The sequence below is a fragment of the Streptosporangium sp. NPDC020145 genome, from assembly GCF_040631275.1.
GTDB lineage: Bacteria > Actinomycetota > Actinomycetes > Streptosporangiales > Streptosporangiaceae > Streptosporangium.
Window position 1 is genome coordinate 63,760 of sequence record NZ_JBEXZT010000005.1, and the last position, 22,315, is coordinate 86,074.

At 70.4% G+C, this 22,315-nt stretch carries 21 protein-coding genes; 14 read left to right on the forward strand and 7 right to left on the reverse strand.

The window, feature by feature from the left end; translation table 11 throughout:
- Positions 1-52 precede the first annotated feature (52 nt).
- Positions 53-220 (reverse strand): hypothetical protein, encoded by a 168-nt coding sequence (locus ABZ463_RS11280; protein WP_184715807.1) that lies wholly within the window; start codon positions 218-220, stop codon positions 53-55.
- Between the two features lie 219 nt (positions 221-439).
- Between ABZ463_RS11280 and ABZ463_RS11285 the strand changes: the two genes are divergently transcribed.
- From ABZ463_RS11285 to ABZ463_RS11305, 5 genes are all read left to right on the forward strand, one after another.
- Positions 440-1,093: a response regulator transcription factor gene (locus tag ABZ463_RS11285; protein ID WP_184715809.1), complete on the forward strand. Its 654-nt coding sequence runs from the start codon at positions 440-442 to the stop codon at positions 1,091-1,093.
- Positions 1,090-2,472, forward strand: coding sequence for a HAMP domain-containing sensor histidine kinase (locus ABZ463_RS11290; RefSeq protein WP_362775463.1), 1,383 nt, complete (start codon positions 1,090-1,092; stop codon positions 2,470-2,472). The genes ABZ463_RS11285 and ABZ463_RS11290 overlap by 4 nt, the downstream gene beginning before the upstream one ends.
- 293 nt (positions 2,473-2,765) lie before the next feature.
- On the forward strand, positions 2,766-3,065 hold the full coding sequence (locus ABZ463_RS11295; RefSeq protein WP_184715811.1) for a DUF4193 domain-containing protein: 300 nt from the start codon (positions 2,766-2,768) through the stop codon (positions 3,063-3,065).
- Between the two features lie 79 nt (positions 3,066-3,144).
- Positions 3,145-4,077, forward strand: coding sequence for a hypothetical protein (locus tag ABZ463_RS11300; protein ID WP_362775465.1), 933 nt, complete (start codon positions 3,145-3,147; stop codon positions 4,075-4,077).
- A gap of 53 nt (positions 4,078-4,130) precedes the next feature.
- Entirely contained in the window at positions 4,131-5,504 is a 1,374-nt protein-coding gene (locus ABZ463_RS11305) for a trehalose-6-phosphate synthase (RefSeq protein ID WP_352016174.1), read from the forward strand.
- A gap of 63 nt (positions 5,505-5,567) precedes the next feature.
- Here the strand turns inward: ABZ463_RS11305 and ABZ463_RS11310 are convergent, their stop codons facing one another.
- Positions 5,568-5,864 carry a DUF4235 domain-containing protein gene (locus ABZ463_RS11310; RefSeq protein ID WP_352016173.1) on the reverse strand — a complete coding sequence of 99 codons (297 nt, stop codon included), beginning with the start codon at positions 5,862-5,864 and terminating at the stop codon, positions 5,568-5,570.
- Positions 5,865-5,981: 117 nt separating this feature from the next.
- Here ABZ463_RS11310 and valS point away from each other — a divergent pair, with 117 nt between their 5' ends.
- The 6 genes from valS (at position 5,982) to ABZ463_RS11340 (ending at position 12,567) form a co-directional block, all read left to right on the forward strand.
- Entirely contained in the window at positions 5,982-8,483 is a 2,502-nt protein-coding gene (gene valS / locus ABZ463_RS11315; RefSeq protein ID WP_352016172.1) for a valine--tRNA ligase, read from the forward strand.
- Between the two features lie 274 nt (positions 8,484-8,757).
- Positions 8,758-9,960 (forward strand): AI-2E family transporter, encoded by a 1,203-nt coding sequence (locus tag ABZ463_RS11320; RefSeq protein WP_362775468.1) that lies wholly within the window; start codon positions 8,758-8,760, stop codon positions 9,958-9,960.
- Positions 9,961-10,237: 277 nt separating this feature from the next.
- Positions 10,238-10,681 (forward strand): dUTP diphosphatase, encoded by a 444-nt coding sequence (gene dut / locus ABZ463_RS11325; RefSeq protein ID WP_352016169.1) that lies wholly within the window; start codon positions 10,238-10,240, stop codon positions 10,679-10,681.
- Between the two features lie 48 nt (positions 10,682-10,729).
- Positions 10,730-11,431 (forward strand): DUF3710 domain-containing protein, encoded by a 702-nt coding sequence (locus ABZ463_RS11330; RefSeq protein WP_362775470.1) that lies wholly within the window; start codon positions 10,730-10,732, stop codon positions 11,429-11,431.
- 48 nt (positions 11,432-11,479) lie between these two features.
- Positions 11,480-11,872 carry an OB-fold nucleic acid binding domain-containing protein gene (locus ABZ463_RS11335; RefSeq protein ID WP_352016167.1) on the forward strand — a complete coding sequence of 131 codons (393 nt, stop codon included), beginning with the start codon at positions 11,480-11,482 and terminating at the stop codon, positions 11,870-11,872.
- Positions 11,873-11,904: 32 nt separating this feature from the next.
- On the forward strand, positions 11,905-12,567 hold the full coding sequence (locus ABZ463_RS11340; protein WP_352016209.1) for a DUF3159 domain-containing protein: 663 nt from the start codon (positions 11,905-11,907) through the stop codon (positions 12,565-12,567).
- 66 nt (positions 12,568-12,633) lie between these two features.
- Here the strand turns inward: ABZ463_RS11340 and ABZ463_RS11345 are convergent, their stop codons facing one another.
- Complete coding sequence (locus ABZ463_RS11345) at positions 12,634-13,302, reverse strand: TrkA family potassium uptake protein (RefSeq protein WP_352016166.1); 669 nt, start codon at positions 13,300-13,302, stop codon at positions 12,634-12,636.
- Positions 13,302-13,967 carry a TrkA family potassium uptake protein gene (locus tag ABZ463_RS11350; protein ID WP_352016165.1) on the reverse strand — a complete coding sequence of 222 codons (666 nt, stop codon included), beginning with the start codon at positions 13,965-13,967 and terminating at the stop codon, positions 13,302-13,304. Before ABZ463_RS11350 ends, ABZ463_RS11345 begins: the two co-directional genes overlap by 1 nt.
- Before the next feature lie 115 nt (positions 13,968-14,082).
- On the opposite strand from ABZ463_RS11350, the gene ABZ463_RS11355 reads away from it, so the two are divergent.
- From ABZ463_RS11355 to ABZ463_RS11365, 3 genes are all read left to right on the forward strand, one after another.
- The gene (locus ABZ463_RS11355; RefSeq protein WP_362775473.1) at positions 14,083-16,125 is read left to right on the forward strand and encodes an APC family permease; all 2,043 of its coding nucleotides are present in this window, start codon (positions 14,083-14,085) and stop codon (positions 16,123-16,125) included.
- A 62-nt stretch (positions 16,126-16,187) separates the two neighbouring features.
- Positions 16,188-17,435 carry a class I SAM-dependent RNA methyltransferase gene (locus tag ABZ463_RS11360; RefSeq protein ID WP_362775475.1) on the forward strand — a complete coding sequence of 416 codons (1,248 nt, stop codon included), beginning with the start codon at positions 16,188-16,190 and terminating at the stop codon, positions 17,433-17,435.
- Between the two features lie 257 nt (positions 17,436-17,692).
- Positions 17,693-17,965 carry a carbohydrate-binding protein gene (locus ABZ463_RS11365; RefSeq protein WP_362775477.1) on the forward strand — a complete coding sequence of 91 codons (273 nt, stop codon included), beginning with the start codon at positions 17,693-17,695 and terminating at the stop codon, positions 17,963-17,965.
- 180 nt (positions 17,966-18,145) lie between these two features.
- On the opposite strand, the gene ABZ463_RS11370 is transcribed toward ABZ463_RS11365, so the two are convergent.
- From ABZ463_RS11370 to ABZ463_RS11380, 3 genes are all read right to left on the reverse strand, one after another.
- Positions 18,146-20,275: a hypothetical protein gene (locus ABZ463_RS11370; protein ID WP_362775479.1), complete on the reverse strand. Its 2,130-nt coding sequence runs from the start codon at positions 20,273-20,275 to the stop codon at positions 18,146-18,148.
- A gap of 64 nt (positions 20,276-20,339) precedes the next feature.
- The gene (locus tag ABZ463_RS11375; protein WP_352016160.1) at positions 20,340-21,092 is read right to left on the reverse strand and encodes a Clp protease N-terminal domain-containing protein; all 753 of its coding nucleotides are present in this window, start codon (positions 21,090-21,092) and stop codon (positions 20,340-20,342) included.
- 61 nt (positions 21,093-21,153) lie between these two features.
- Positions 21,154-22,263, reverse strand: coding sequence for a hypothetical protein (locus ABZ463_RS11380; RefSeq protein ID WP_362775482.1), 1,110 nt, complete (start codon positions 22,261-22,263; stop codon positions 21,154-21,156).
- Between the last annotated feature and the right edge of the window lie 52 nt (positions 22,264-22,315).

Genomic DNA, 22,315 nt, shown 5'->3' on the forward strand with positions numbered 1-22,315 from the left:
CGTCCGGAGCACGAACAGGCCCCCCGGGCAGGGCGTCGGGGGGCCTGTTCGCTCAGCGCTGGACGGGGACGACGCCGTTGTCCGTTGCCAGACGGCGGAGATCCTCGATCTCGGCGGTGAAGGTGTCGGCGAGGTAGTGGTCGCCCGCGGACCTGGCTTCCTGCAGGTTTTTGTAAGCCTGGTCGAGGCGGTGTTCGATCGTGGTGGTGAACTCGCCCATCTCACCTTCTTTCTCACGGGGGCTGAAGGATTGGGCTGGCGGGGGACTGGGTTTTGAGCTCTACCCACGCCGATGGGATGGCTAAACCTATATGTGTCTTACATCACGGATTGTTCGTATGGTGAGACCGGCCTTACCCCCGTCTTACGCGGGGTATGGCGACAATGAAAAGTCGCTGCCGCGGGTTTCGCGGATCTTTCACGGGAGGTAGCAGAGGTCGTGCGCGTGCTTGTGGTTGAGGACGAGCGGGTGCTCGCCGACGCGATCGCCACCGGGCTCCGGCGCGAGGCCATGGCCGTCGACGTCGCCTACGACGGCGCCGGCGCGCTCGAACGGACCGGCTACGTCGACTACGACGTGATCGTCCTGGACCGGGACCTGCCCAAGGTCCACGGCGACGAGGTCTGTCGCCGCCTGGTCGCCGACAGGACCGCGTCGCGGATCCTGATGCTCACCGCCTCAGGCGACGTCGACGACAGGGTGGAGGGGCTGGGGCTCGGCGCCGACGACTACCTCGCCAAGCCGTTCGCCTTCGTCGAACTCGTCGCGCGGGTGCGGGCGCTCGGCCGCCGCTCCGCCCCGGCGCTGCCCCCCGTTTTGGAGCGCTCCGGGGTCCGTCTCGACCCGGGCAAGCGGCTGGTCACCAGGGACGGCGAGGAGATCGCCCTCACCAAGAAGGAGTTCGCGGTCCTTGAGGAGCTGATGCGCGCCGAGGGCGCGGTCGTCAGCCAGGAGGACCTGCTCGACAAGGCGTGGGACGAGAACATCGACCCCTTCACCAACGTGGTGCGCGTCACGATGATGACCCTGAGGAAGAAACTGGGTGAGCCTCAGGTGATCGAGACGGTGCCCGGGGTGGGATACAAGCTGTGAGCGCGGGCGAGGGCGCGGGGAAGGGCCGCTTCGCGGACGGCCCCGCCGAGGAGGCGGGGCAGGGGGTGCCGACCCACCCCATGATCAGTCCGCACTCCGAGCGGAGCGCGAGGAACGGCGGGCGCCAGGCCACCGTGACGCCGGTCCGCGTCCAGGCGCCCCCGCCGACCGGGCCGCCCGCCTGGGACGGGCCGCCCCCGCCCGGTGACACCTCGCTCTCGCCGACCCCGCTGGAACGGCTGCACACGACGGTCAGCAGGATCAGCATCCGCTGGCGCCTGACCATCACCTACGGCGTGCTGTTCTTCATCGCCGGAGTTCTGCTGCTGTTCGTCATCTACATGATGGTCGGCTGGGCGATCGAGTCGGCGTGGCCGAGGGCGGTCACCGACGACATGCCCCAGGACCTCGCGGTCCAGGTCCAGCAGTGGTGGAACTCCAACCTGCACCTGGCGGTCACCGGGGCGCGCAAGGCCCTGCTGACCAGGTCGGTTCCCGCGCTGGCCGGGGTCGGCATCCTGGCGATCATCATCGGCTATCTCGTCGCCGACCGGGCGCTCAGGCCGATCCAGCAGATGACCACGACCGCGCGCAGGCTCTCCGACAGCACCCTCGCCCACGAGCGGATCGACCTCGAAGGCCCCGACGACGAGCTCAAGGAACTGGCCGACACCTTCGACGCGATGCTGACCAGGCTCAACGTGGCCTTCGACACCCAGCGGAGGTTCGTGGCCAACGCCTCGCACGAGCTGCGCACCCCCCTGACCATCAACCGGACCGTCCTGGAGATCGCGCTGGGCGACCCGCAGGCCTCGGAGGACCTCAAGGCGCTCGGCCGTACGCTGCTTGAGGTCAACGCGCGCAACGAGCGGCTCATCGAAGGGCTGCTGCTGCTGGCGCGCAGCGAGCGGGAGCTGAGCGTGCGCAAGCCGGTGGACGTGAAGGACGTCGCGGAGACCGCGGTCGAGCAGCTCGTCCCGCGCGCCAAGGAGGCCGGGGTCGTCGTGACCACCGAGCTGCTGAGCGCCGAGACGGTCGGCGATCCGGTGCTCCTGGAACGCTGCGTCTCCAACCTGGTCGAGAACGCCATCAAGCACAATCTCCCCGAAGAGGGACGCGTGTGGGTGCGCACGGGAATTGTTGAGGGGGCCCTCGTCGTTCAGGTGGCCAACACGGGACCGCACGTGCCCGCCTACGAGGTGAACAGCCTGTTCGAGCCGTTCCGGAGGCTCAACGCCGAACGGATCGACTCCTCAAAGGGGGCCGGGCTCGGGCTGTCCATCGTTCGCGCGGTCGTGCGTGCTCACGGGGGCAACGTGGCCGCCGTTCCCAGGGACGGAGGAGGCCTCGTGGTGACGGTGAGACTTCAGTCGCGCTGATCCGGCGGGGGGCGTCTCGTTCACGCCGTACATGTGGTTGGATGTGCCGTCGAACACGGTGGTGCATGCCGCCAATGTTGTGGTTTACGCCATATTTGGCTAACCACGCCCATTGGTGGGAGGTCCCTCACGTGTGGGGAGGTTCATCGGCCATTCCGACGGGGTACCGAAGCAGGAATCTATCTGGCGGATCGGGCACAAGTTGGGCCTCTCAAGCGTTACACACGCGCGAACGAGCGCAAACGGATCACAAGCGCGGACAGATAGATAGATGAGGGGGATGGAGCAGACCGATGGCTACCGACTACGACAGCCCACGCAAGACTGACGACGACCTCGGCGAGGACAGTCTTCAGGAACTGCAGGCCCGCCGTACCGACAAGTCCTCGGGCAGTATCGACATCGACGAGACGGACCTCGCCGAGTCGCTTGAACTGCCGGGCGCGGACTTGTCCAACGAGGAGCTCTCGCTCAGGGTGATTCCTCGTCAGGCCGACGAGTTCACCTGCGCGCGGTGCTTCCTCGTGCACCACCGCAGTCAGCTCGCCACCGAGAGGAACGGCCAGCAGATCTGCAAGGAGTGCGCGGCCTGACGATATTCCGACGGCCGTCCGAGGTCGTCCTCCCGACGACGGGAAGGACGCCGGGACAGCCCTGAGGAGGTTCCGCGACATGACGTCAGAGAACAAACAGACCGGTGCGAAGCCGGGCGACTCCATCGCCGGGGAGTCGGCCGGCGCACCCGCGAACGAGGACCGCGCGGCGAACGGGCGAACCGAGCCCGCGGGCACGCGGGAGCACCGGCCGGGCCCGGCCGAGGGCGCCGGGAGCGCCGGGAGCACGGTCGAGAGAACGGCCGACGGGGCGAACGACCAGGAGATGGCCGAGCTCGTCGGAAAACTCATCGAGCCGGAAGGGCTCGCGGGCACCGAGCGGCGACGGCTGCTCGGCCGCCTGACCACACTTCTGGCCAGAGGGTCGAGGAGGGCCAAGGCGACGGGGGTCGGCCGGGGCCGCTGGCTGGCCGAGGTGTTCACCGCCGTCGCCCCTCGCATTCCCATCCGAGATCTGGCCACCCTCTCCGAGCACCACCACGGCCTGACCTCCGAGGCCCTCGCCGACGATCTCGTGCGGACGGCCGCCAAGGCGACCATGACGGTCGGCGCCATCGGTGGCGCGCTGGCCGCGGCCGAGTTCGTCACCCCGCCCCTGCTGCTGTCCGCCCCCGCCCAGCTCGTCGCCGAGACCCTGGTGGTCGCCGCGATCGAGGTCAAGCTGCTCGCCGAGCTCCACGAGGTTTACGGGGTACGGGTGCCGGGAACAGGGGCCCAGCGTGCGATGGTCTTCGTGGCCGCCTGGTCCAGGCAGCGCGGCGTCGATCCGCTGTCGCCCGCCACGGTCGGCATCGCGCTCGGCGCGGCGGCCAAGACGGCGCTGCGCAACAGGCTGCTGCGCACCCTCGGCCGCCATCTGACCACCCTCGGCCCCTTCCTCACGGGCGCCGTCGCAGGTGGGGCCCTCAACCGCGCCGCCACAAGAAGGCTCGCGGAGGCGGTCAGGGGTGATCTAAGAATTAGTGGGGCGCTTCCACCCGGTAAGTCATAGAAACGCCTGAATTGGGTAGTTGTTAGGAGTAGTCCGACTACCTGGAGGATTTTGTGCAGGGCCGCAGCTCGTTTCTGATCGTCGCAAACCGCCTCCCCGTCGACCGTGTGGGTGACGACATGTGGCGGCGCAGCCCCGGCGGCCTGGTCACCGCGATCGCTCCCGTCCTTCAGCGACGTGAGGGCGCGTGGATCGGCTGGCACGGCGCCCCCGGTGAGTACCTCGACCCCTTCGAACACGACGGCATGCACCTCATCCCCGTGCCGCTGTCGGAGTCGGAGGTCGAGCTCTACTACGAGGGCTTCTCTAACACCACCCTGTGGCCCCTCTACCACGACGTGGTGGCACCCCCGGTCTACTCCCGCGTCATGTGGGAGGCCTACCGGACGGTCAACGAGCGTTTCGCCAGGGCCGCCGCGGAGGAGGCGGCCGAGAACGCGGTCGTGTGGATCCAGGACTACCAGCTGCAGCTGGTCCCGGCCCTGCTCCGCAGACTCCGTCCCGACCTGCGCATCGGGTTCTTCCTGCACATCCCGTTCCCACCGGTCGAGTTGTTCTCCCAGCTGCCCTGGCGAAGGGAGATCGTCGAGGGGCTCCTCGGCGCCGACATGGTCGGCTTCCAGCGCCCCGGCGGCGCGTCGAACTTCATCCGGCTGTGCCGCCGGCTGCTCGGCCTCCAGCACCACAAGAACGAGATCTACGTCGAGGACCGGGTGGTGCGGGCCGCGGCCTTCCCCATCTCGGTCGACTTCGGGGAGCTCGACTCGCTGGTGCGCGAACCGCACATCACCGAGCGGGCCAAGGAGATCCGCGCCGAGCTCGGCGACCCCGAGTGCCTGCTGCTCGGCGTCGACCGGCTCGACTACACCAAGGGCATCGGCCAGCGCCTGAAGGCCTTCGGCGAACTCCTGTCCGAGGGTTCGATCAAACCGGGGGAGGCGGCCTTCGTGCAGATCGCGACCCCCAGCCGGGAGCGGGTCGAGGAGTACATGCGCCTGCGCGACTCGATCGAGCTCCAGGTCGGCCGGATCAACGGAGAGCAGGGCGAACTCGGCCAGCAGCCGGTGCAGTACATGCACCAGTCCTACGGCCGGGAGGAACTGGCCGCGCTCTACCTGGCGGCCGACGTGATGGTGGTCACCCCGCTGCGCGACGGCATGAACCTCGTCGCCAAGGAGTACATCGCCTGCCGCAACGACCTGCGCGGGGCCCTGGTGCTCAGCGAGTTCGCCGGGGCGGCCGACGAACTGCGGCAGGCGTTCATGGTCAACCCCTACGACGTGGACGGCCTCAAACGGACGATGCTCGCCGCGATGCGGGCCACGCCGCACGACCTGTCACGCCGGATGCGCTCACTGCGCAGGAGGGTCGCGACCTACGACGTGGATCGCTGGGCCAAGGAGTTCCTCGCCTCGCTCGAATCCTGACCCGGAACGCACGGCGCCGCGCCCCGTCCCCGCCTGACCGGCGGGCGGCGGGGCACGGCCGGGTCAGAGCGAGATCTCCTTGGCCGCCCCCCGCAGGGACTTCCACGCGTCGTAGCGCTTCCTGGCGGTGCGGGCGACCACGATCTGCGCCACCTGCATGCCGACCCCCATCACCACGGCGTAACCGATCGCCTCGCCCATGCTGATGTCCAGCGACTCGTTGTCCGCGGGCGGCTTCTTGCCGGTCGTCTTCTCCCAGGCGAACCCGATGACCTTCCGCGCGGCCCAGGCGGTCGCCAGCCCCGCGAGGCCGCCGATGACCCGCCACGCCAGATCCTGCTTCTCGGACTTGTCGGCCATGTGGCCCCCTCCCCGCTGTTTTCGCTTCGCACGAGAACACTAGTCTCCTCCGTCACGAGGGCACACGACGCCATACCATAGGGAGGCATGACACCACAGCGACCGCGCCATGCGCCCATGCCCGAGAAGCCTTCTCTCGACGGGCTGGAAGCCGTATGGTCGGCCCGCTGGGAGGCCGAGGGCACCTATCGCTTCGACAGGACGCGCACCCGGCCGGAGATCTACTCCATCGACACCCCGCCGCCGACCGTCTCGGGGTCCCTGCACGTTGGACACGTCTTCTCCTACACCCACACCGACACGATCGCCCGCTTCCAGCGCATGCGCGGGCGGGAGGTCTTCTATCCCATGGGGTGGGACGACAACGGCCTGCCGACCGAGCGCAGGGTGCAGAACCACTTCGGTGTGCGCTGCGACCCGTCCGTCCCCTACGACCCCGCCTTCCAGCCCCCGGCCAAGCCGGACGCCAAACGCCAGATCCCCGTCTCCCGCGGCAACTTCATCGAGCTGTGCGAACGGCTCACCATCGAGGACGAGAAGGTCTTCGAGGAGCTCTGGCGCAGGCTCGGCCTCTCGGTCGACTGGTCGCTGACCTACGCGACCGTCGACGGCCTGGCGCGCGCCGCCTCCCAGCGCGCCTTCCTGCGCAACCTCGCCCGCGGCGAGGCCTACCTGTCCCAGGCCCCCACCCTGTGGGATGTGACCTTCCGTACGGCCGTCGCCCAGGCCGAGCTTGAGGACAGGCCGTGGCCCGGGGCCTTCCACCGTGTCGCCTTCACCCCGGCCGGAGGGGCGGGGGAGCGGGTCTGGGTCGAGACGACCCGGCCCGAGCTGCTGCCCGCCTGCGTCGCGCTGGTCGCCCACCCCGACGACGAGCGCTACCGTCCGCTGTTCGGCACCACGGTCACCACGCCGCTGTTCGGTGTCGAGGTGCCGGTGCTCGCCCACCGCCTTGCCGAACCGGACAAGGGCTCGGGTATCGCCATGATCTGCACCTTCGGCGACGTCACCGACGTCGTCTGGTGGCGCGAGCTGGACCTGCCGACCCGGGCCGTCGTCGGCAGGGACGGCAGGATGCTGCCCGAGGCACCTCCCGGCGTGCCCGCCGAGCCGTACGGCGAGCTGGCGGGCAGGACCGTGCACGGCGCCCGCGAGCGGATCGTCGAGCTGCTGCGCGCCCGGGGCGACATGGAGGGCGAGCCCAGGCCGGTCAACCGCCCGGTGAAGTTCTACGAGAAGGGTGACCGGCCGCTGGAGATCGTCACCACCCGGCAGTGGTACATCCGCAACGGCGGGCGGGACCAGACCCTCAGGAAGGCGCTGCTGGCCCGTGGCGAGGAGCTGTCCTGGCATCCGCCGCACATGAAGGTCCGCTACGACAACTGGGTCGAGGGCCTGTCCGGTGACTGGCTGATTTCCAGGCAGCGCTTCTTCGGCGTGCCGATCCCGCTGTGGTACCCGCTGGACGAGACGGGGGAGCCCGACCTCTCCTCGCCGATCGTGCCGCCGGAGTCGGCGCTGCCGATGGACCCCGCCTCCGACGCGCCGCCCGGATACACCGAGGAGCAGCGTGGCAGGCCGGGCGGCTTCGCCGGCGACCCGGACGTCATGGACACCTGGGCGACCTCCTCGCTCACCCCGCAGATCGCGGGCGGCTGGGAGCGCGACGAGGACCTGTTCGCGCGGGTCTTCCCGATGGACCTGCGCCCGCAGGCCCACGAGATCATCCGCACCTGGCTGTTCTCGACCGTGGTCAGGGCGCACCTGGAGGAGGGCACCCTGCCCTGGCGCGACATCGCGATCTCCGGATGGATCCTCGACCCCGACCGCAAGAAGATGTCCAAGTCGGCGGGAAACGTGATCACCCCGCTCGGGCTGCTCGAACAGCACGGCTCCGACGCGGTCCGCTACTGGGCGGCCTGCGGGCGGCCCGGTACGGACACCACCTTCGACACGGGCCAGATCAAGATCGGCCGCAGGCTGGCGATCAAGATCCTGAACGCCTCCAGGTTCGTGCTGGGGCTCGGGAAGGACGGCGGCGAGGTCACCGAGCCGATCGACCTGTCGATGCTGGCCAGGCTCGCCGAGGTGGTCGAGGAGACGACGAGGGCCTTCGAGGCCTACGACTACGCCCGCGCGCTCGAAAGGACCGAACGGTTCTTCTGGGAGTTCTGCGACGACTACCTGGAACTGGTCAAGCTCAGGGCCTACGGGGACGACCCGGCGGCCGGGTCGGCGCACGCCGCGCTGCGCCGGGCGCTGGACGTCATGCTCAGGCTGTTCGCCCCGTTCCTTCCCTTCGTCACCGAGGAGGTCTGGTCCTGGTGGCGTGAGGGCTCGGTGCACCGCGCCGCCTGGCCCCAGGCGCACGGCCTGGCCGAGAGAGAGGGGGACAGGGGGCTGCTCCCCGCGGTGGCCGGAGTCCTCCACCACGTCCGCAAGGCCAAGTCGGACGCCAAACTGTCGATGCGCGCCGAGGTCACCCGGCTGACCGTCACCGGAGGTCCCGCGGGCCTGGTGCGCCAGGCGCAGGACGACCTGTGCGGCGCGGGCGTCGTCGAGGAGTTCGTGCTCACCGAGGGCGACGGCGACCTGCTTGTCGAGGTCACCCTCGTCTGAGTCCCCGGCCGCACGCGAATCTTCCCTTGCCGTCCCGGGCTCCTGCCGTACGGTCGAGACACGAGCAGGTGAGGAGGAGGACATGATCCCGGGTTGCGGCAACTGTGACTGTTACCTCGACGACAGGGTGATCACCCGGCCGCCGGGAGAGCGTTGATCCACCCGCCGTGGGGCCCGCCGGGCCCCACGGCCTTCTTACGGTCCGGTGCCGCGGCTTTGCGTGTTGGGCCGATAACCATGCGCGTCACAGGCCGTGGCATGACAGTCTGGAAGGGTGATCTCCGATCGGGAACGCCTGACGAACCTCGTGCCGCGCACCTTGCTGCGAGTGGCGGTCTGGTGCCTCTGCCTGATCGTCATCGGCTGGGCGGTCTTCTACTTCGCGCAGTTCATCGCGACACTGCACATCGTGGTCCTGCCGGTGGCCATCGCGCTGCTGCTGACCGCGCTGCTGTTCCCGGTGACCCGCAGACTCAGGGCGGTCGGCGTCCGCCCCATATACGCCACCTGGATCACGATGCTGGTGGCCTTCGGGGTGCTGGGCGGCACGGGCTGGTTCATCGGCCTGCGGGCCAACGACGAGTTCCCCGGCCTGGTCGACCAGGTGCGCGCCACCTCGAAGACCGTCGAGCAGTGGCTCTACACCGGCCCCCTGCACCTGCAGCCCAACCAGCTGACCTCCTGGATCGACGAGATCACCACCCAGATCACCGCGCAACGCAACCAGATCACCCAGACCGTGCTCACCGGCGCGACGGTCGCCTTCGAGGTGCTCGCCTCCATCGTGCTGCTGATGTTCGTCACCTTCTTCCTGCTGAAGGACGGCGACCGCATCTGGAGCTGGTTCCTGAAGGGCTTCGGCTCGGCGGCACCCCGGGTGGACAAGGCGGGCCGTACGGCCTGGGTGACCCTGTCGCACTACGTGCAGGGCACCGTGGCGGTTGCCGCCGTGCACGGCGTGGTCATGGGCATCGTGCTCGCCGGGATGGGCGTGCCGCTCTGGGCTCCGCTCGCGGTGATGATCTTCCTGGCCAGCTTCATCCCGATCGTCGGCATCTTCTTCGCCGGAGGCGTCGCGACCCTGGTCACCCTGGGGGCGAAGGGCCCGATCTACGCTCTGATCTTCCTCGGCATCCTGATCGTCGAGCAGCAGCTGGAGAACCACGTCCTGCAGCCGCTGATCGTCGGCAGGGCGCTGAGCTTCCACCCGTTGGCGATCATCCTGGTGCTGGCCGTCGGCGGCATCCTGGCGGGCATCGCCGGGGCGGCGGTCGCGGTCCCGGTCGCCGCCGTCATCTACCGGGCGATCCCCGAACTCATGGCCGACCCGCCGATCGCCCTGCCCGCCGCGCCGGAGCACCCGCCACCGGCGGACGAGCCGGGGGAGGAGCGGGGAGACGAGCCGACGGGCGCCGAGACGGTGACTCCGGGGCCGGACTCCGCCATGAATGAGGAGTCCGCCCAGCACAACGGGTAACGTTCTCCTCCGTGACCCGTTCCACCTCGTGCTCCGCTTTCGCACACGGCGGCCCGTCGCCGTCCACGTGTGACAGGTGTGCCTCCGGCGCGGGCCGGAAGGCGTACCGTGAGGCTGAGGGACGTCGCGGCGGTCCGTACGGCCCGGCCGCCACACGCGTCGTCGCGTTCCGCATCGGCGAGCGCGCCGGCCGGAGCGCCGGCGTGGACGGGGAGCGCTCCGCCCGCGCCGACGGCCGGGCGGTCACCGACGAGCACCACGATGACGAGGGGAACCCGTGACCGGCAAAGTCGAGGTGTTGATCCACCGGCTCGACACCGACCTGCCCATGCCGTCGTACGCCCATCCCGGTGACGCGGGAGCCGATCTGCGCGCCGTCGAGGACGTCGAGCTGCTTCCGGGTGAGCGGGTCACGGTCGGCACCGGTGTGGCGATCGCCCTGCCCGACGGATACGCCGCGTTCGTCCATCCGCGTTCGGGCCTGGCCGCCCGGCACGGGGTGACACTCGTGAACGCGCCCGGCACCGTGGACGCGGGCTACCGAGGCGAGATCAGGGTGACGCTGATCAACACCGACACCAAGGAGGCCGTACGGCTGCGCAGGGGAGACCGCATCGCGCAGCTCGTCGTCCAGCGGGTGGAGAAGGCGGTGTTCTACGAGGTGGACCGGCTGCCCGGCTCGGCGCGGGGCGCCGGCGGGTTCGGGTCCACCGGACGCTGATGCGGGGCGGGGCCCGGGTGGCGAGCCTCCAGTGAACTCTCAAGGAGCGTGAGGAAAGTGTTCAAACGGCGCCGTCGCGAGGAGCCCCCGGCCACCGCGGAGAAGGCCGCGCAGAGCGAGAAGGTCGTCGAGGAGCCTCGCAGCCGCCCCTCGGGGCCGTGGGACTCGGGTGAGTCGTATCCGGAGCGGGAACGTGTCGATCTCGGCGGGCTGCGCCTGCCCATCGACTCCGGCTTCGAGGTGCAGCTGAACCTGTCCGGCGACCGCATCGTCGGCGCGGTCGTCATGGTCGAGGACAGCGCCCTGCAGGTGCACGCGTTCGCCGCGCCCAGGCGCAGCGGGATCTGGGACGAGGTCCGTACCGACCTCGCCGAGGGGGTGCGCGCCGCGGGCGGCACGGTCGAGGAGCGCGAGGGCCCGTTCGGGGTCGAACTGTTCGCGCGCATCCCCGCCGAGGGGGCGCAGGAGCCCCAGCCGGTGCGCTACATCGGCGTGGACGGTCCGCGCTGGTTCCTGCGCGCGGTGGTCAGTGGCCGCGCGGTCGTGGACGAGGAGGTCGCCGCGGTCCTGGAAGGGGTGGTCGGCGACATCGTCGTGGTCCGCGGCGACGAGCCGATGGCCCCGAAGGAGTCGATCGAGCTTCGGCTTCCTCCCGAGGCCAGGCAGGCCGCGGAACAACAGGCCGCCGAGCAGGAGGTGCCCGACCTCAACCCCTTCGAACGCGGTCCTGAGATCGCCGAGATCCGCTGACGTGAGGGATCGCGTACGCTGATTCAACACGTATGCGAAGGAGAGGTCGTGGGTTCTCAGGAACCGCATAAACAGGGCGGATTTCGAGGCTTCCTCCGTCGGCTGACGACGAGCCAGGCGGAACTGGAGGCCGACGAGCTCCAGCAGGACCTCGATCGTCACGGCGCGACGCCGATCGTCTCCTGTGGCGGGCGACGCAGGTTCTGCGTAACCGGTACGCTACGTACGGTCACGTTGCGCCCTCGTGGCGGCGCGCCCGCCCTTGAGGCGGAGCTCTACGACGGTTCCGACGTGATCGACCTGGTCTGGCTCGGACGTAGGAAGATCGCGGGGATCGAGCCGGGCAGGATGGTGCTCGCCGAGGGGCTGGTCAGCCTTCAGGACGGGCGCAAGGTGATGTTCAACCCCAAGTACGAGCTGCGCCCGGCGGGCGGTGCGTGAGTGAAGACGACCACGGAGCGGTGAGCGAGAAGATGAGCACCACCGAGGAGAACGCGGCGTACGTGACCGTCGAGGCGGCGATGCGCGGGCAGCTCGCCAAGGCCTTCGGCGGCGTACGGGGGACCATCGAGGCCGCCGTGCCCACGATCGTGTTCACGCTGATGTGGATCACCACATCCGACCTGAGGACGTCGTTGATCGTCAGCGTCTCCACCTCGGTCGTCCTGCTGCTGGCGCGCGTGCTGCAGCGCTCGACGCCGCAGTTCGTGCTCAACAGCCTGTTCGGCATCGCCATCGGCGCGTTCTTCGCCTCCCGGACGGGTGAGGCGAAGGACGTGTTCCTGCCCGGCATCCTCTACAACGCGGGCTACGCGGTGGCGATGCTGTTGTCGATCGTCGTCCGCTGGCCGGTGGTCGGCTTCCTGATCGGGTCGGTCACCGGCGATCCGACCGCCTGGCGCGCCGACCCGGCCGTGGTGCGCCTGTGCTCCAGGCTCACCTGGCTGCTGATGATCCCCTGCGTGGTGCGGGTGGCCGTGCAGTTGCCCGTCTACCTCATCGGCGGGAACGACGCGGTCGCCGAACTCGGCATCCTGAAGATCGTGATGGGCTGGCCGTTGCAGGTCGCGGCCCTGGGCGCGATGGTCTGGCTGCTGGCCAGGGGCAGGACCCCGGCCACGCCCGCCTCCCCGTGACGACCCTGTGACGAAGAACGGTCCCGTACGGCCAAGCCGTACGGGACCGTTTCGCGTGTGAGGGGGTCAGGCGGAGCGGTGCGGGGACAGCAACCTGCCCAGTTCCTCCTCGACCTCCTGGCTGGCCACGAACATCAGCTCGTCGCCCGCCTCAAGGGGGTCGTCGGCGCTGGGCACCAGCACCCGGCCCTCGCGCAGGATCGCCACCAGCGCGGTGTCTGCGGGCCAGGGCACCGAGCCCGCCCGGTGGCCGACGACCGGGGCGTCCTCGGGCAGGGTGAGCTCGACCAGGTTGGCCTGTCCCTGGCGGAAGGTCATCAGGCGGACCAGGTCGCCGACGCTCACCGCCTCCTCGACCAGCGCGCTCAGCAGCCTCGGGGTCGAGACGGCCACGTCGACGCCCCACGACTCGTTGAACAGCCATTCGTTCTTGGGGTGGTTGATCCTGGCCACCACGCGCGGCACGCCGTACTCGGTCTTGGCGAGAAGGGAGACGACGAGGTTGACCTTGTCGTCACCGCTGGCGGCCACGACCACGTGACAGTCGGCCAGGCCCGCCTCGTCCAGGGAGGAGATCTCGCAGGCGTCGGCGAGCAGCCACTCCGCCCTCGGCACGGTGTCGATCTTGATGGCCTTGGGGTCGATGTCGATGAGCAGGACCTCGTGGCCGTTCTCCAGGAGTTCGGCGGCGATGGACCGTCCGACGGCTCCGGCGCCCGCGATGGTGACGCGCATCAGTGGCTCCCCTCGGGAGGGCCGGAGAGCACCTTGTTGATGCGCTCCATGTCGTTCTCGGCCGCCATGACGTGCAGGATGTCGCCTTCCTGCACCACGGAGTCGTTCTTGGGCAGCAGGGTCTCGCCCATCCGGTTGATGAACGCGACACGGGTGCCCGCGGCCTCCTCCAGGTCCTTGCTCCTGGTGCCGATCCAGGCGGGGTGGTAGGCCACCTCGGCCAGCACGACGGAGCCGGTGGGGTCGCGCCAGAGGGGTTCGGTCCCCTCGGGCAGGACACGCCGCAGGATCTGGTCGGCGGTCCAGCGCACCGTGGCGACGGTGGGGATGCCGAGACGCTGGTAGACCTCGGCACGCCGGGGGTCGTAGATCCGGGCGACCACGTTGTCCACGCCGAAGGTCTCGCGGGCGACCCTGGCGGAGATGATGTTGGAGTTGTCGCCGCTGCTGACCGCGACGTAGGCGCTGGCGGTTCCGATGCCCGCCTCCTCCAGCACGTCCCGGTCGAAGCCGATGCCGGTCACCCGGCGTCCCCGGAAACCGGCTCGCAGCCTGCGGAAGGCCTGTGGGTCACGGTCGATGATCGCGACCGAGTGGCCGCTGTCCTCAAGGATGTGCGCCAGAGTCGATCCGACCCGGCCACATCCCATGATCACGATATGCATGCTCCCCCGCCGCTCACATTGAGGCGGATCTTGTTCGTATGTACCTAGTCAGTATGGCCCGCTTCGGGAGTGCCGCGTCAGCGGGGCGTATGGATGGGGACTAGCATCGGCAGACGTGTCAAAGGTGACGGACCTCGTCAAGCGCCTGTTCATCGGGCGCGCGCTGCGCAGCACGCAGTTACACGAGCAATTGCTCCCCAAGCGCATCGCGCTGCCGGTTTTCGCGAGTGACGCGCTCTCCTCGGTCGCCTACGCGCCGCAGGAGATTCTCGTAATCCTCTCCATCGCCGGGCTATCGTTCTATCACTTCGCTCCCTGGGTGGCCATCGCGGTCGTCCTGGTGATGCTCACGGTGGTGGCGTCCTACCGGCAGAACGTGCACGCCTACCCCAGCGGAGGCGGGGACTACGAGGTCGCCACGGTCAACCTGGGGCCCAACGCCGGTCTGACCGTCGCCAGCGCCCTCATGGTCGACTACGTGCTGACCGTCGCGGTCTCCGTGGCCAACGGGGTCGACTACGTCGGCGCGACGATCCCCTATGTCGCCGAGCACAAGCCGCTGGTCGCCATCACCATCGTCGTGCTGCTCACGCTGGTCAACCTGCGTGGCATCCGCGAGTCCGGTGTGGCGTTCGCGGTCCCCACCTACGCCTTCATGGTCTCGGTCATCGGCCTGGTCCTGTGGGGAGGGTTCCGGCTGCTGGTCATGGGCGAGGAACTGCGCGCGCCGACCGCCGGGTACCAGATCGTCGCCGAACAGACCGACCTGACCTCGCTGGCCGCGGCGTTCCTGATCCTGCGGGCTTTCTCCTCCGGCTGCGCGGCGCTGACCGGTGTCGAGGCGATCAGCAACGGCGTGCCCGCCTTCCGCAAGCCGAAGAGCAAGAACGCCGCGACGACCCTGCTGATGATGGGCCTGATCGCGGTCACGATGTTCGTCGGCATCATCGCGCTCGGCCTGGCCTCCGGCGTCAAGCTCGCCGACCCGGCCACCGCCGCCCGCGACGTGCTCATCAACGGCAAGCCCGCGGGCCCGGACTACTACCAGCAGCCGATCATCGCCCAGGTCGCGGACGCGGTCTTCGGCAACGGCTCGCTGTTCTTCATCGTGATCTCCGCGGTGACGGCCCTCATCCTGTTCCTGGCGGCCAACACGGCCTTCAACGGCTTCCCGGTGCTCGGCTCCATCCTGGCCCAGGACCGCTACCTGCCCCGTCAGCTGCACACCAGGGGCGACCGGCTGGCCTTCTCCAACGGCATCGTCATCCTGGCCGCGGGCGCCTGCCTGCTGCTGTGGGGGTTCCAGGCGGACGTCAGCCGCCTGCTCAACCTCTACATCGTCGGCGTCTTCGTCTCCTTCACGCTGAGCCAGATCGGCATGGTCAGGCACTGGACCAGGCACCTGAAGACCGAGACCGCGCCGAAGACCAGGGCGCAGATGAAGCGCTCGCGGGTCATCAACTTCTTCGGCGCCGTCATGACCGGCGTGGTGCTGGTGGTCGTGCTGCTGACCAAGTTCACCCACGGCGCCTGGATCGTCTGCGTCGCCATGCCGACGCTGTTCCTGATCATGAAGGGCATCCACCGCCACTACGAGAACGTGGCCGCCGAACTCGCGGTCGACGAGGATCTCCAGGTGGACGAGTCGATGCTGCCCGCCCGCAACCACGCCATCGTCCTGGTCTCCAAGATCCACAAGCCCACGTTGCGCGCACTCAGCTACGCCAGGGCGACCCGGCCCTCGACGCTTGAGGCCGTCACCGTCGGCGTCGAAGGCGAGGACGCGCGGGCGCTGCAGGAGGAGTGGGAGCGCAGGGGCATCCCGGTCCCGCTGAAGATGCTGGACTCGCCCTACCGGGAGATCACCCGGCCGATCCTGGAGTACGTCAAGTCGCTGCGGCGCCGTTCGCCTCGCGACGTGGTGACCGTGTACATCCCGGAGTACGTCGTGGGCCGCTGGTGGGAGCACCTGCTGCACAACCAGAGCGCGCTGCGGCTCAAGGGGCGCCTGCTCTTCCAGCCGGGCGTGATGGTCACCAGCGTCCCCTGGCAGCTGCACTCCTCCGACCGGCTCAAGGGCCGTCCCGAGCCCGCCGCCCCCGGCGCGGTGCGGCGCCCCCGGCACGAGATGGCTCGGGACCAGGGCGCGAAGGCATAACCTTTCGTATGCACTCGTGATCACGAGGAGGCCGGACCGACGAAAGACCTGGGGGCGTGACGATGGCGATCGAACTGACGGTGGGACCCGTCGCGCACGGTGGCTGGTGCGTCGCGCGCCATGACGGCAGGGTGGTCTTCGTACGGCACGCGCTCCCCGGTGAGCGCGTCCTGGCCGAGATCACCGAGGAGACCACCCGGTTCCTGCGGGCCGACGCGGTCGAGATCCTCGACCCCTCCCCGGACCGGGTGACCCCGCCGTGCCCGTTCGCGGGCCCCGGCCGTTGCGGGGGCTGCGACTGGCAGCACGCCTCCCTCGACGCCCAGCGCCTGCTGAAGACCGCCGTGGTCGCCGAACAGCTGGGCAGGCTCGCCGGGATCGAGTGGAAGGGCGTCGTCGAGGAGGTGCCCGGCGCCCCCGACGGGCTCGGCTGGCGCACCCGGGTTCAGTTCGCCGTCGACCGCGACGGCGTCCTCGGCCTGCGGCGCCACCGCTCCCACGACATCGAGCCGATCGACGCCTGCCTGATCGCCCACCCGGAGGTGGAGAACGTCGGGGCGGAGGTCATGAACTGGCGCAACGCCTCCTCGGTCGAGGTCATCGCCTCGAACACCGGCGACCAGGCCGTCGTGATCGCCCCCAGGCCGCGCCGTACGGTCGCGGTGCCCGACATCGACGCGAGCGTGGCCGTCTTCGTGGACGAGGGCGGGGGCAGAAGCCGTGTCGTCCACGGCCGCAACCATCTCGTCGAGCGGGTCGGCGAACGCGACTTCCAGGTCACGGGCAGCGGCTTCTGGCAGGTCCACCCCGGCGCCGCGGAGACCCTGCTCGGCGCGGTCATGGAGTTCGCCGCCCCACGTCCCGGGGAGTGGGCCCTCGACCTGTACTGCGGTGTCGGCCTGTTCGCCGCGGGCCTGGCCGAGGCGGTCGGCCCGGAGGGCGCGGTCTTCGGCGTCGAGTCGGAGTCGGTGGCCGTACGGGACGCCGAGCGCAACCTGCGCGACCTGCCCCAGGCCCGCTTCGCCAGGGGCCGGGTGGAGAACGCCCTCGACCGCTTCGGCATCGAGCGCGCCGACCTGGTCGTCGTGGACCCGCCCCGCGCCGGTCTCGGCCGCGAGGTCGTCGAGCAGCTCGCCGCCCTCGCGGCCACCAGGATCGTCTACGTCTCCTGCGACCCGGCGACGATGGCCCGTGACCTGGCCTGGTTCGGCGACCGTTCCTACCGCCTCGCCGACCTGCGAGCCTTCGACGCGTTCCCGATGACGCATCACGTGGAGTGTGTCGCCCTGCTGACCGGCGAGACGATCTAGCCTCCGGCGGGGAACCGCCCCCGCCTTCAGGGCGGGGGCGCCGTCATGTCCTTGAACCGGGAAGCGCCGCACGCGGGCGTGGCCGGCTCTCTCCCCGTGGAGGCCCTGCCGGCATTCCACGACGTGGACGCGCGGCTGTCCGGAAGGGCGTGGGCAGGGCGACTATTCGCCCGAAATATGGAGAAATGCGAGCTTCTCGCCCGGGGAGGCCGGTAGTCACATTGAGGTGTCCCGATGGATCTCACGAGGAGACCGTGGTGAACCTCCGAAGACCCCATGCCGTCGTGCTCGCGGCGGCACTGACCGCAGGCGTCCTGGCCGTCGTCCCGCCCGCCGCCGCCGACGTTCCCGGCCCACCCGCCCCCGGGTCCGGGGACGTCGCCTACTGCGCCACCTGGCAGATCGGTATGCGGTACAAGGTGGGTGAACTGGTCATCCATAACAACGCAACCTACCGCTGCCTGCAGGCGCACACCTCGCTGCCCGAATGGGAGCCGGACACGACGCCCCCTCTGTGGCAGCAGATGTAGAAACCGGTCGTGAGGAAGGCTCGGGGGCTGAGCGCCAGTAGGCCCATGGGGCCTACCTGGAATCGAACCAGGAAGAAGGAAGCCCTCGAATGGCCTCACGACCGGACCGCGAGGAGAGCGGGGAGACTACCGGGAAATGGTGAGAAGGAAGTCCCCTCATGGCCTCGCGGCCACACCGTATCAGGCGGGGATCACCTCGTGCAGCGTCGCCGGAGTGTGGACCCGGGCACCCGGCGGCGCCGCCGACGCCTCAAACCCGATGTAGGTGACGTGCCGCCCGGTGGAGGGCCCCTTCGCGCGCCACAGCTCGACCAGGTGACGCACCCGCAGGTAGTCGCGCTCCACGATCGAGCGCACCAGCAGTGAGGCGGTGAGCCGGTTGTCCTCGACCCGGTTGAACTGGGGATAGCCCCTCAGGTAGAGGTGCAGCCACTTCACCCGCCAGTGGCCGTCGTCGCCGCGCAGGAAGACGAGCGGCAGGGCGATCTGCCCCGACCCGCGCAGGTCCGACTTCATCCGCACGGTACGCGGCTCGAAGGGCATGCCCTCCTGCGCGGCGTCTCTCGTCATGTAGCCGAAGAACGCCTCGGCCGCCTCGTCGAACGACTCCCCGGAGAAGACGTTGACCTGGGGGATGACGATCGGACGGGTCGACTCGGCGAGCCGGATGTCGATGAACTCCGAGGCGCCGTGCGGCGCCGGAGCCTCGGTGAGGTCACCGGAGTACCGGGCGAAGCCGTTGGCGAGGTTCGTCCACGAGACGTGCTCAGGGGAGCCGTAGGAGGCGTCGAGCATGAGCGCCGACAGGTCGTAGTCGGTGCGCCGCCTGGCCTCGCGCCAGTGCACGAAGAACCTGAGCATCTCGCCGTCGACCGCCGAGAGCGAGCCGCGGGGCAGCATGCCGAGCCCGGGGGAGACAGCCTTGGCGGACAGCGGCAGGGCGACGTCCAGCGCGTCGGGATCGACGACCAGCTCACCGGGGTCCGGGAGCCGCCGGACGATCTCGGCGTCCAGTACGGCCAGCACCCGCGTCAGGACCTCCCCGGCGAGCGGCGGACGGAGGTCGGGGGCCGTCCACGCCCTGGCGTGCCGGTTGACGAAGACACGCCCGGCGGCGGGGACGAGCCGGTTCTGCATGTGCTCGCGCAGGGACAGCAGGACACGGCCGGAGGCGCCGGTGACCGCCCTCTCCACGGCCTCGAACACCGCACGCTCGTCGGACCCGGTCCGCAGCAGGTGGTCGAGGCGGCGCAACAGCGCCCCGGGCGCGTTCTCCAGCAGCTCGACGGCCTCGGCCGTACGGCCCGCGGCCAGGGCCGCCTCGACCCGGCTGCCGGTTCCCGCGACCCGCAGGTCGCCCCTGGCCACCTCGAAGACCCGGGCGGCGCGTGGGAAGCCGGGGTGCTCGTGGGGGTGCAGCCGTTCCCCGAGCCGCTTCCACCGCTCCCGGAGACGTGACACGTCGCCGAGCCCGGCCGGGGTGGCCACCGCGTCCAGGGCCCGCAGCAGGGCCCGGCGCTCGGCGCGGCGGAACGAACGGAACCTCGTGGGCACGGCCAGCGTGACGTCGCCTCCGGACAGGCCGCAGGCGAGTCTGAGCACGTCGGTCACCGTGTCGACGAGGAGGGGCAGGCCGGCGGCGAGCCGTACCTCGTTGAGGACCGCGCGGTTCTCCCGCACGGGAACACGCTCGGGGTGGCCGGTCCCGGAGGCGACGCAGAAGGCGGCCAGGGCGCGCAGCGCGGCCAGGTCCTCGACGGCAGGCGGCACCTCGGAACCCGCCAGCGAGAAGTACAGCTCCCGGGCCTCGTCCTGCAGGCTTCCGCCCAGGTCGAGCACGGTCACCCGGTCTCCGGCGAGCGGGACGAGCTCGGCGTGGGCGGCGAGCAGGTCCGCGTAGGTGTGCTGGTAACGGCCGTAGTCGGGCAGTTCGAGCAGGTTGAGCGCGGGGCCCCGGAGGCGGTCCGCGGCGACCGGGTCGAGCAGGGCCTCGTGGAGCATGCCGGCCCAGAACTCCAGGGTGTCCGGCACGTTCCTCGGGAAGTCGACGAAGTAGGCGTTGTGCTGGACGTGGTCGCCGACCAGGCCGCGGACGACGGACACGACCCGTGCGCCGAGGTCGATAACCTCCTCGCCGGGCAGGCTCGACAGGCGTTCGAGCAGCGCGGCCGAGCAGGTGAAGCCGACGCTCAGCAACGCGGCGTCGAGCTGGCGGGCGGCGACCTCCCCCCACCCTGGCGCGGCCTCGTGCGGGGTGTCGACGGGGACCCGAAGCCGTCTCGTGATGACGAGGCTTTCAAGATTGTCCACGGGCGAACCCTATAGCCGTTACATGTCCGGCTTCAGGGGATTTTTCGCGACAGTCTGGGTGCCCTCACCCTTCCGCGGGCCGGCCGAGCCGTTCCTCAAGCCGTTCCAGGCGCTGGACGATGGGCCGCAGCTCCCGGCGGACGGCCTCGGACAGGGATTCCGGCGAAGACCTCGGCGGCCGTTCGGCCGCGGCCTGGTCCTGCGCCCTGAGGTGGACGTAGCCCGCCAGCGCGGCGGTGACGGCGCGGCGGGTCAGCCTCGGTTCGGCGCCGAGCCTCCGCAGGACGCGTCCCGCCGTTCCCTCCGGCTCCGCGACCAGGCCGAGGAGCAGGTGCTCGCACCCGACGTAGTTGTGTCCCAGGGCGATGGCGTCGGAGACGGTCAGTTCGAGGGCCGCGGCCGCGGGCCCGCTGAATCGCGCCGGGGCGGCGGACACGGCGCCGTTCCCGCCGAGGGCGTCCAGCTCACGCCGTACCTGCCCGGGATCGACCTCCACGGCGCGCAGGACGTGCAGGGCCAGGTTGGTGCCCTCGGCGAGCAGGCCGCCCAGCAGGTGCTCGGTGCCGACCTCGGCGGCCCCGCCCGCGCGTGCCTCCTCAAGCGCGAGGCTCACCGCCGTACGGGCCCGAGGGGTGAAGCTCGCGAAGCGGGCGCCGGAGCCGTCGAGTCCCGGGGAGCCGAGCCCGGTCTCCCTGATGGCGGTGATACGCCGTACGGCCTGCTCCAGGGCACGCTGGCAGACGGCGGAGACCGGGACCCCCGCAGCCTTGACCGCCTCGGCCAGTTCGTCGGGCAGGTACACGTTGATCTTCGGCATGTCTCCCCTGTGGGTTCGACGAGGACTGCGGCGCATGTATAACCCCATGTGGGGTGTCTGTCTAGTGGGCCAGGCCCGCCAGCAGGCGGGACACGCGCCAGGAGGGGGCGGCTCCCCTGGTGGACAGCCAGGCCATCCCCTCGCGGGCGCTGAAGGCGACCAGTTTGCGGGCGTCGGCGGAGGTCAGGTCCTTCGCGCCGCTCAGGAACGGGGACAGGGCGATCCGGTGCCCCGTGCCCGTCCTGCCCAGGGACCTGACGACCTGGGGATGGGCCGCCCGTACGGTCTCGGCGATCGGCCGCAGCCGGGAGCGACGCCCGGGACCGCTCCGGATCGGGACCAGGAGGTTGACCGCGGAGATCTCGGCCCCGTGCTCCCGGGTGACCCTGAGCATCCGCTGGTCGGCGAGGCTGAGACCGTCGCCGTTCGCGGGCAGGGTGAAGCTCACCGTGAGGGTCCCGCCCGCCGCGGCGGCCTCACGCTGCAGGGACGCGATGGCCGCCGCGCGGCGCAGGACGGTCGCCTCGTTGTCGCCTCCGCCGAGTTCGAAGTCGACGTAGCCCGCGCCTGAGGCGTTCACCGCGCGCCGGTAGGCCTCGGTGAGGCGCCCGAGGTCGGTGCAGGTGGCGGCCAGTTCCCTGCCTCCGGGACCGCCGAAGACGAGTCCCGCCTCGCCGCCGGAGGCCCGCAGGCGCTCCAGGCGTCCGGCGGGTGACAGACCCGGGTCCCGCCCGTTCCACTCGGGGGTGCAGCCGTCCTCGCCCGCGGTGAGGTGTCCCAGGGTGAACCAGTGCACCCGGCCGGGCGCGGACGGCCCCGGGGGCGTGAACGGCGCCGTGAACGACGGGTTCCTGGCGGCGTCGACGAACGTCACGAACCCCGAGGGGCGTGCGACGGGACCGGGCCGCCCGGCGGGAGACGGGACGGGGGCCGAGGCGAGCGGGGTGGGGACCGGGACGGGCGGGGGAGCGGCCGGTCGCTGGGCCCGCGCGGGCCGTACGGCCCCGCCGGGCAGCACCCAGAGGGCGGCGCCCGTCCCCGCGGCGAGGGCCAGGGAGGCGAGCGCGACGAGGGAACGCGGCGGAGTGCCGGGTTCGCGGACGCGGCGGGTGGTGGCTCCGGGCTCAGGACCTGCCTCCGGCCCGGTCGCCGACTCTGTCGCCACCGGCATGGGATCTCCCTCCTCGACGGCACAGAACGGTTGCGATGGGTGCCTGTACGGT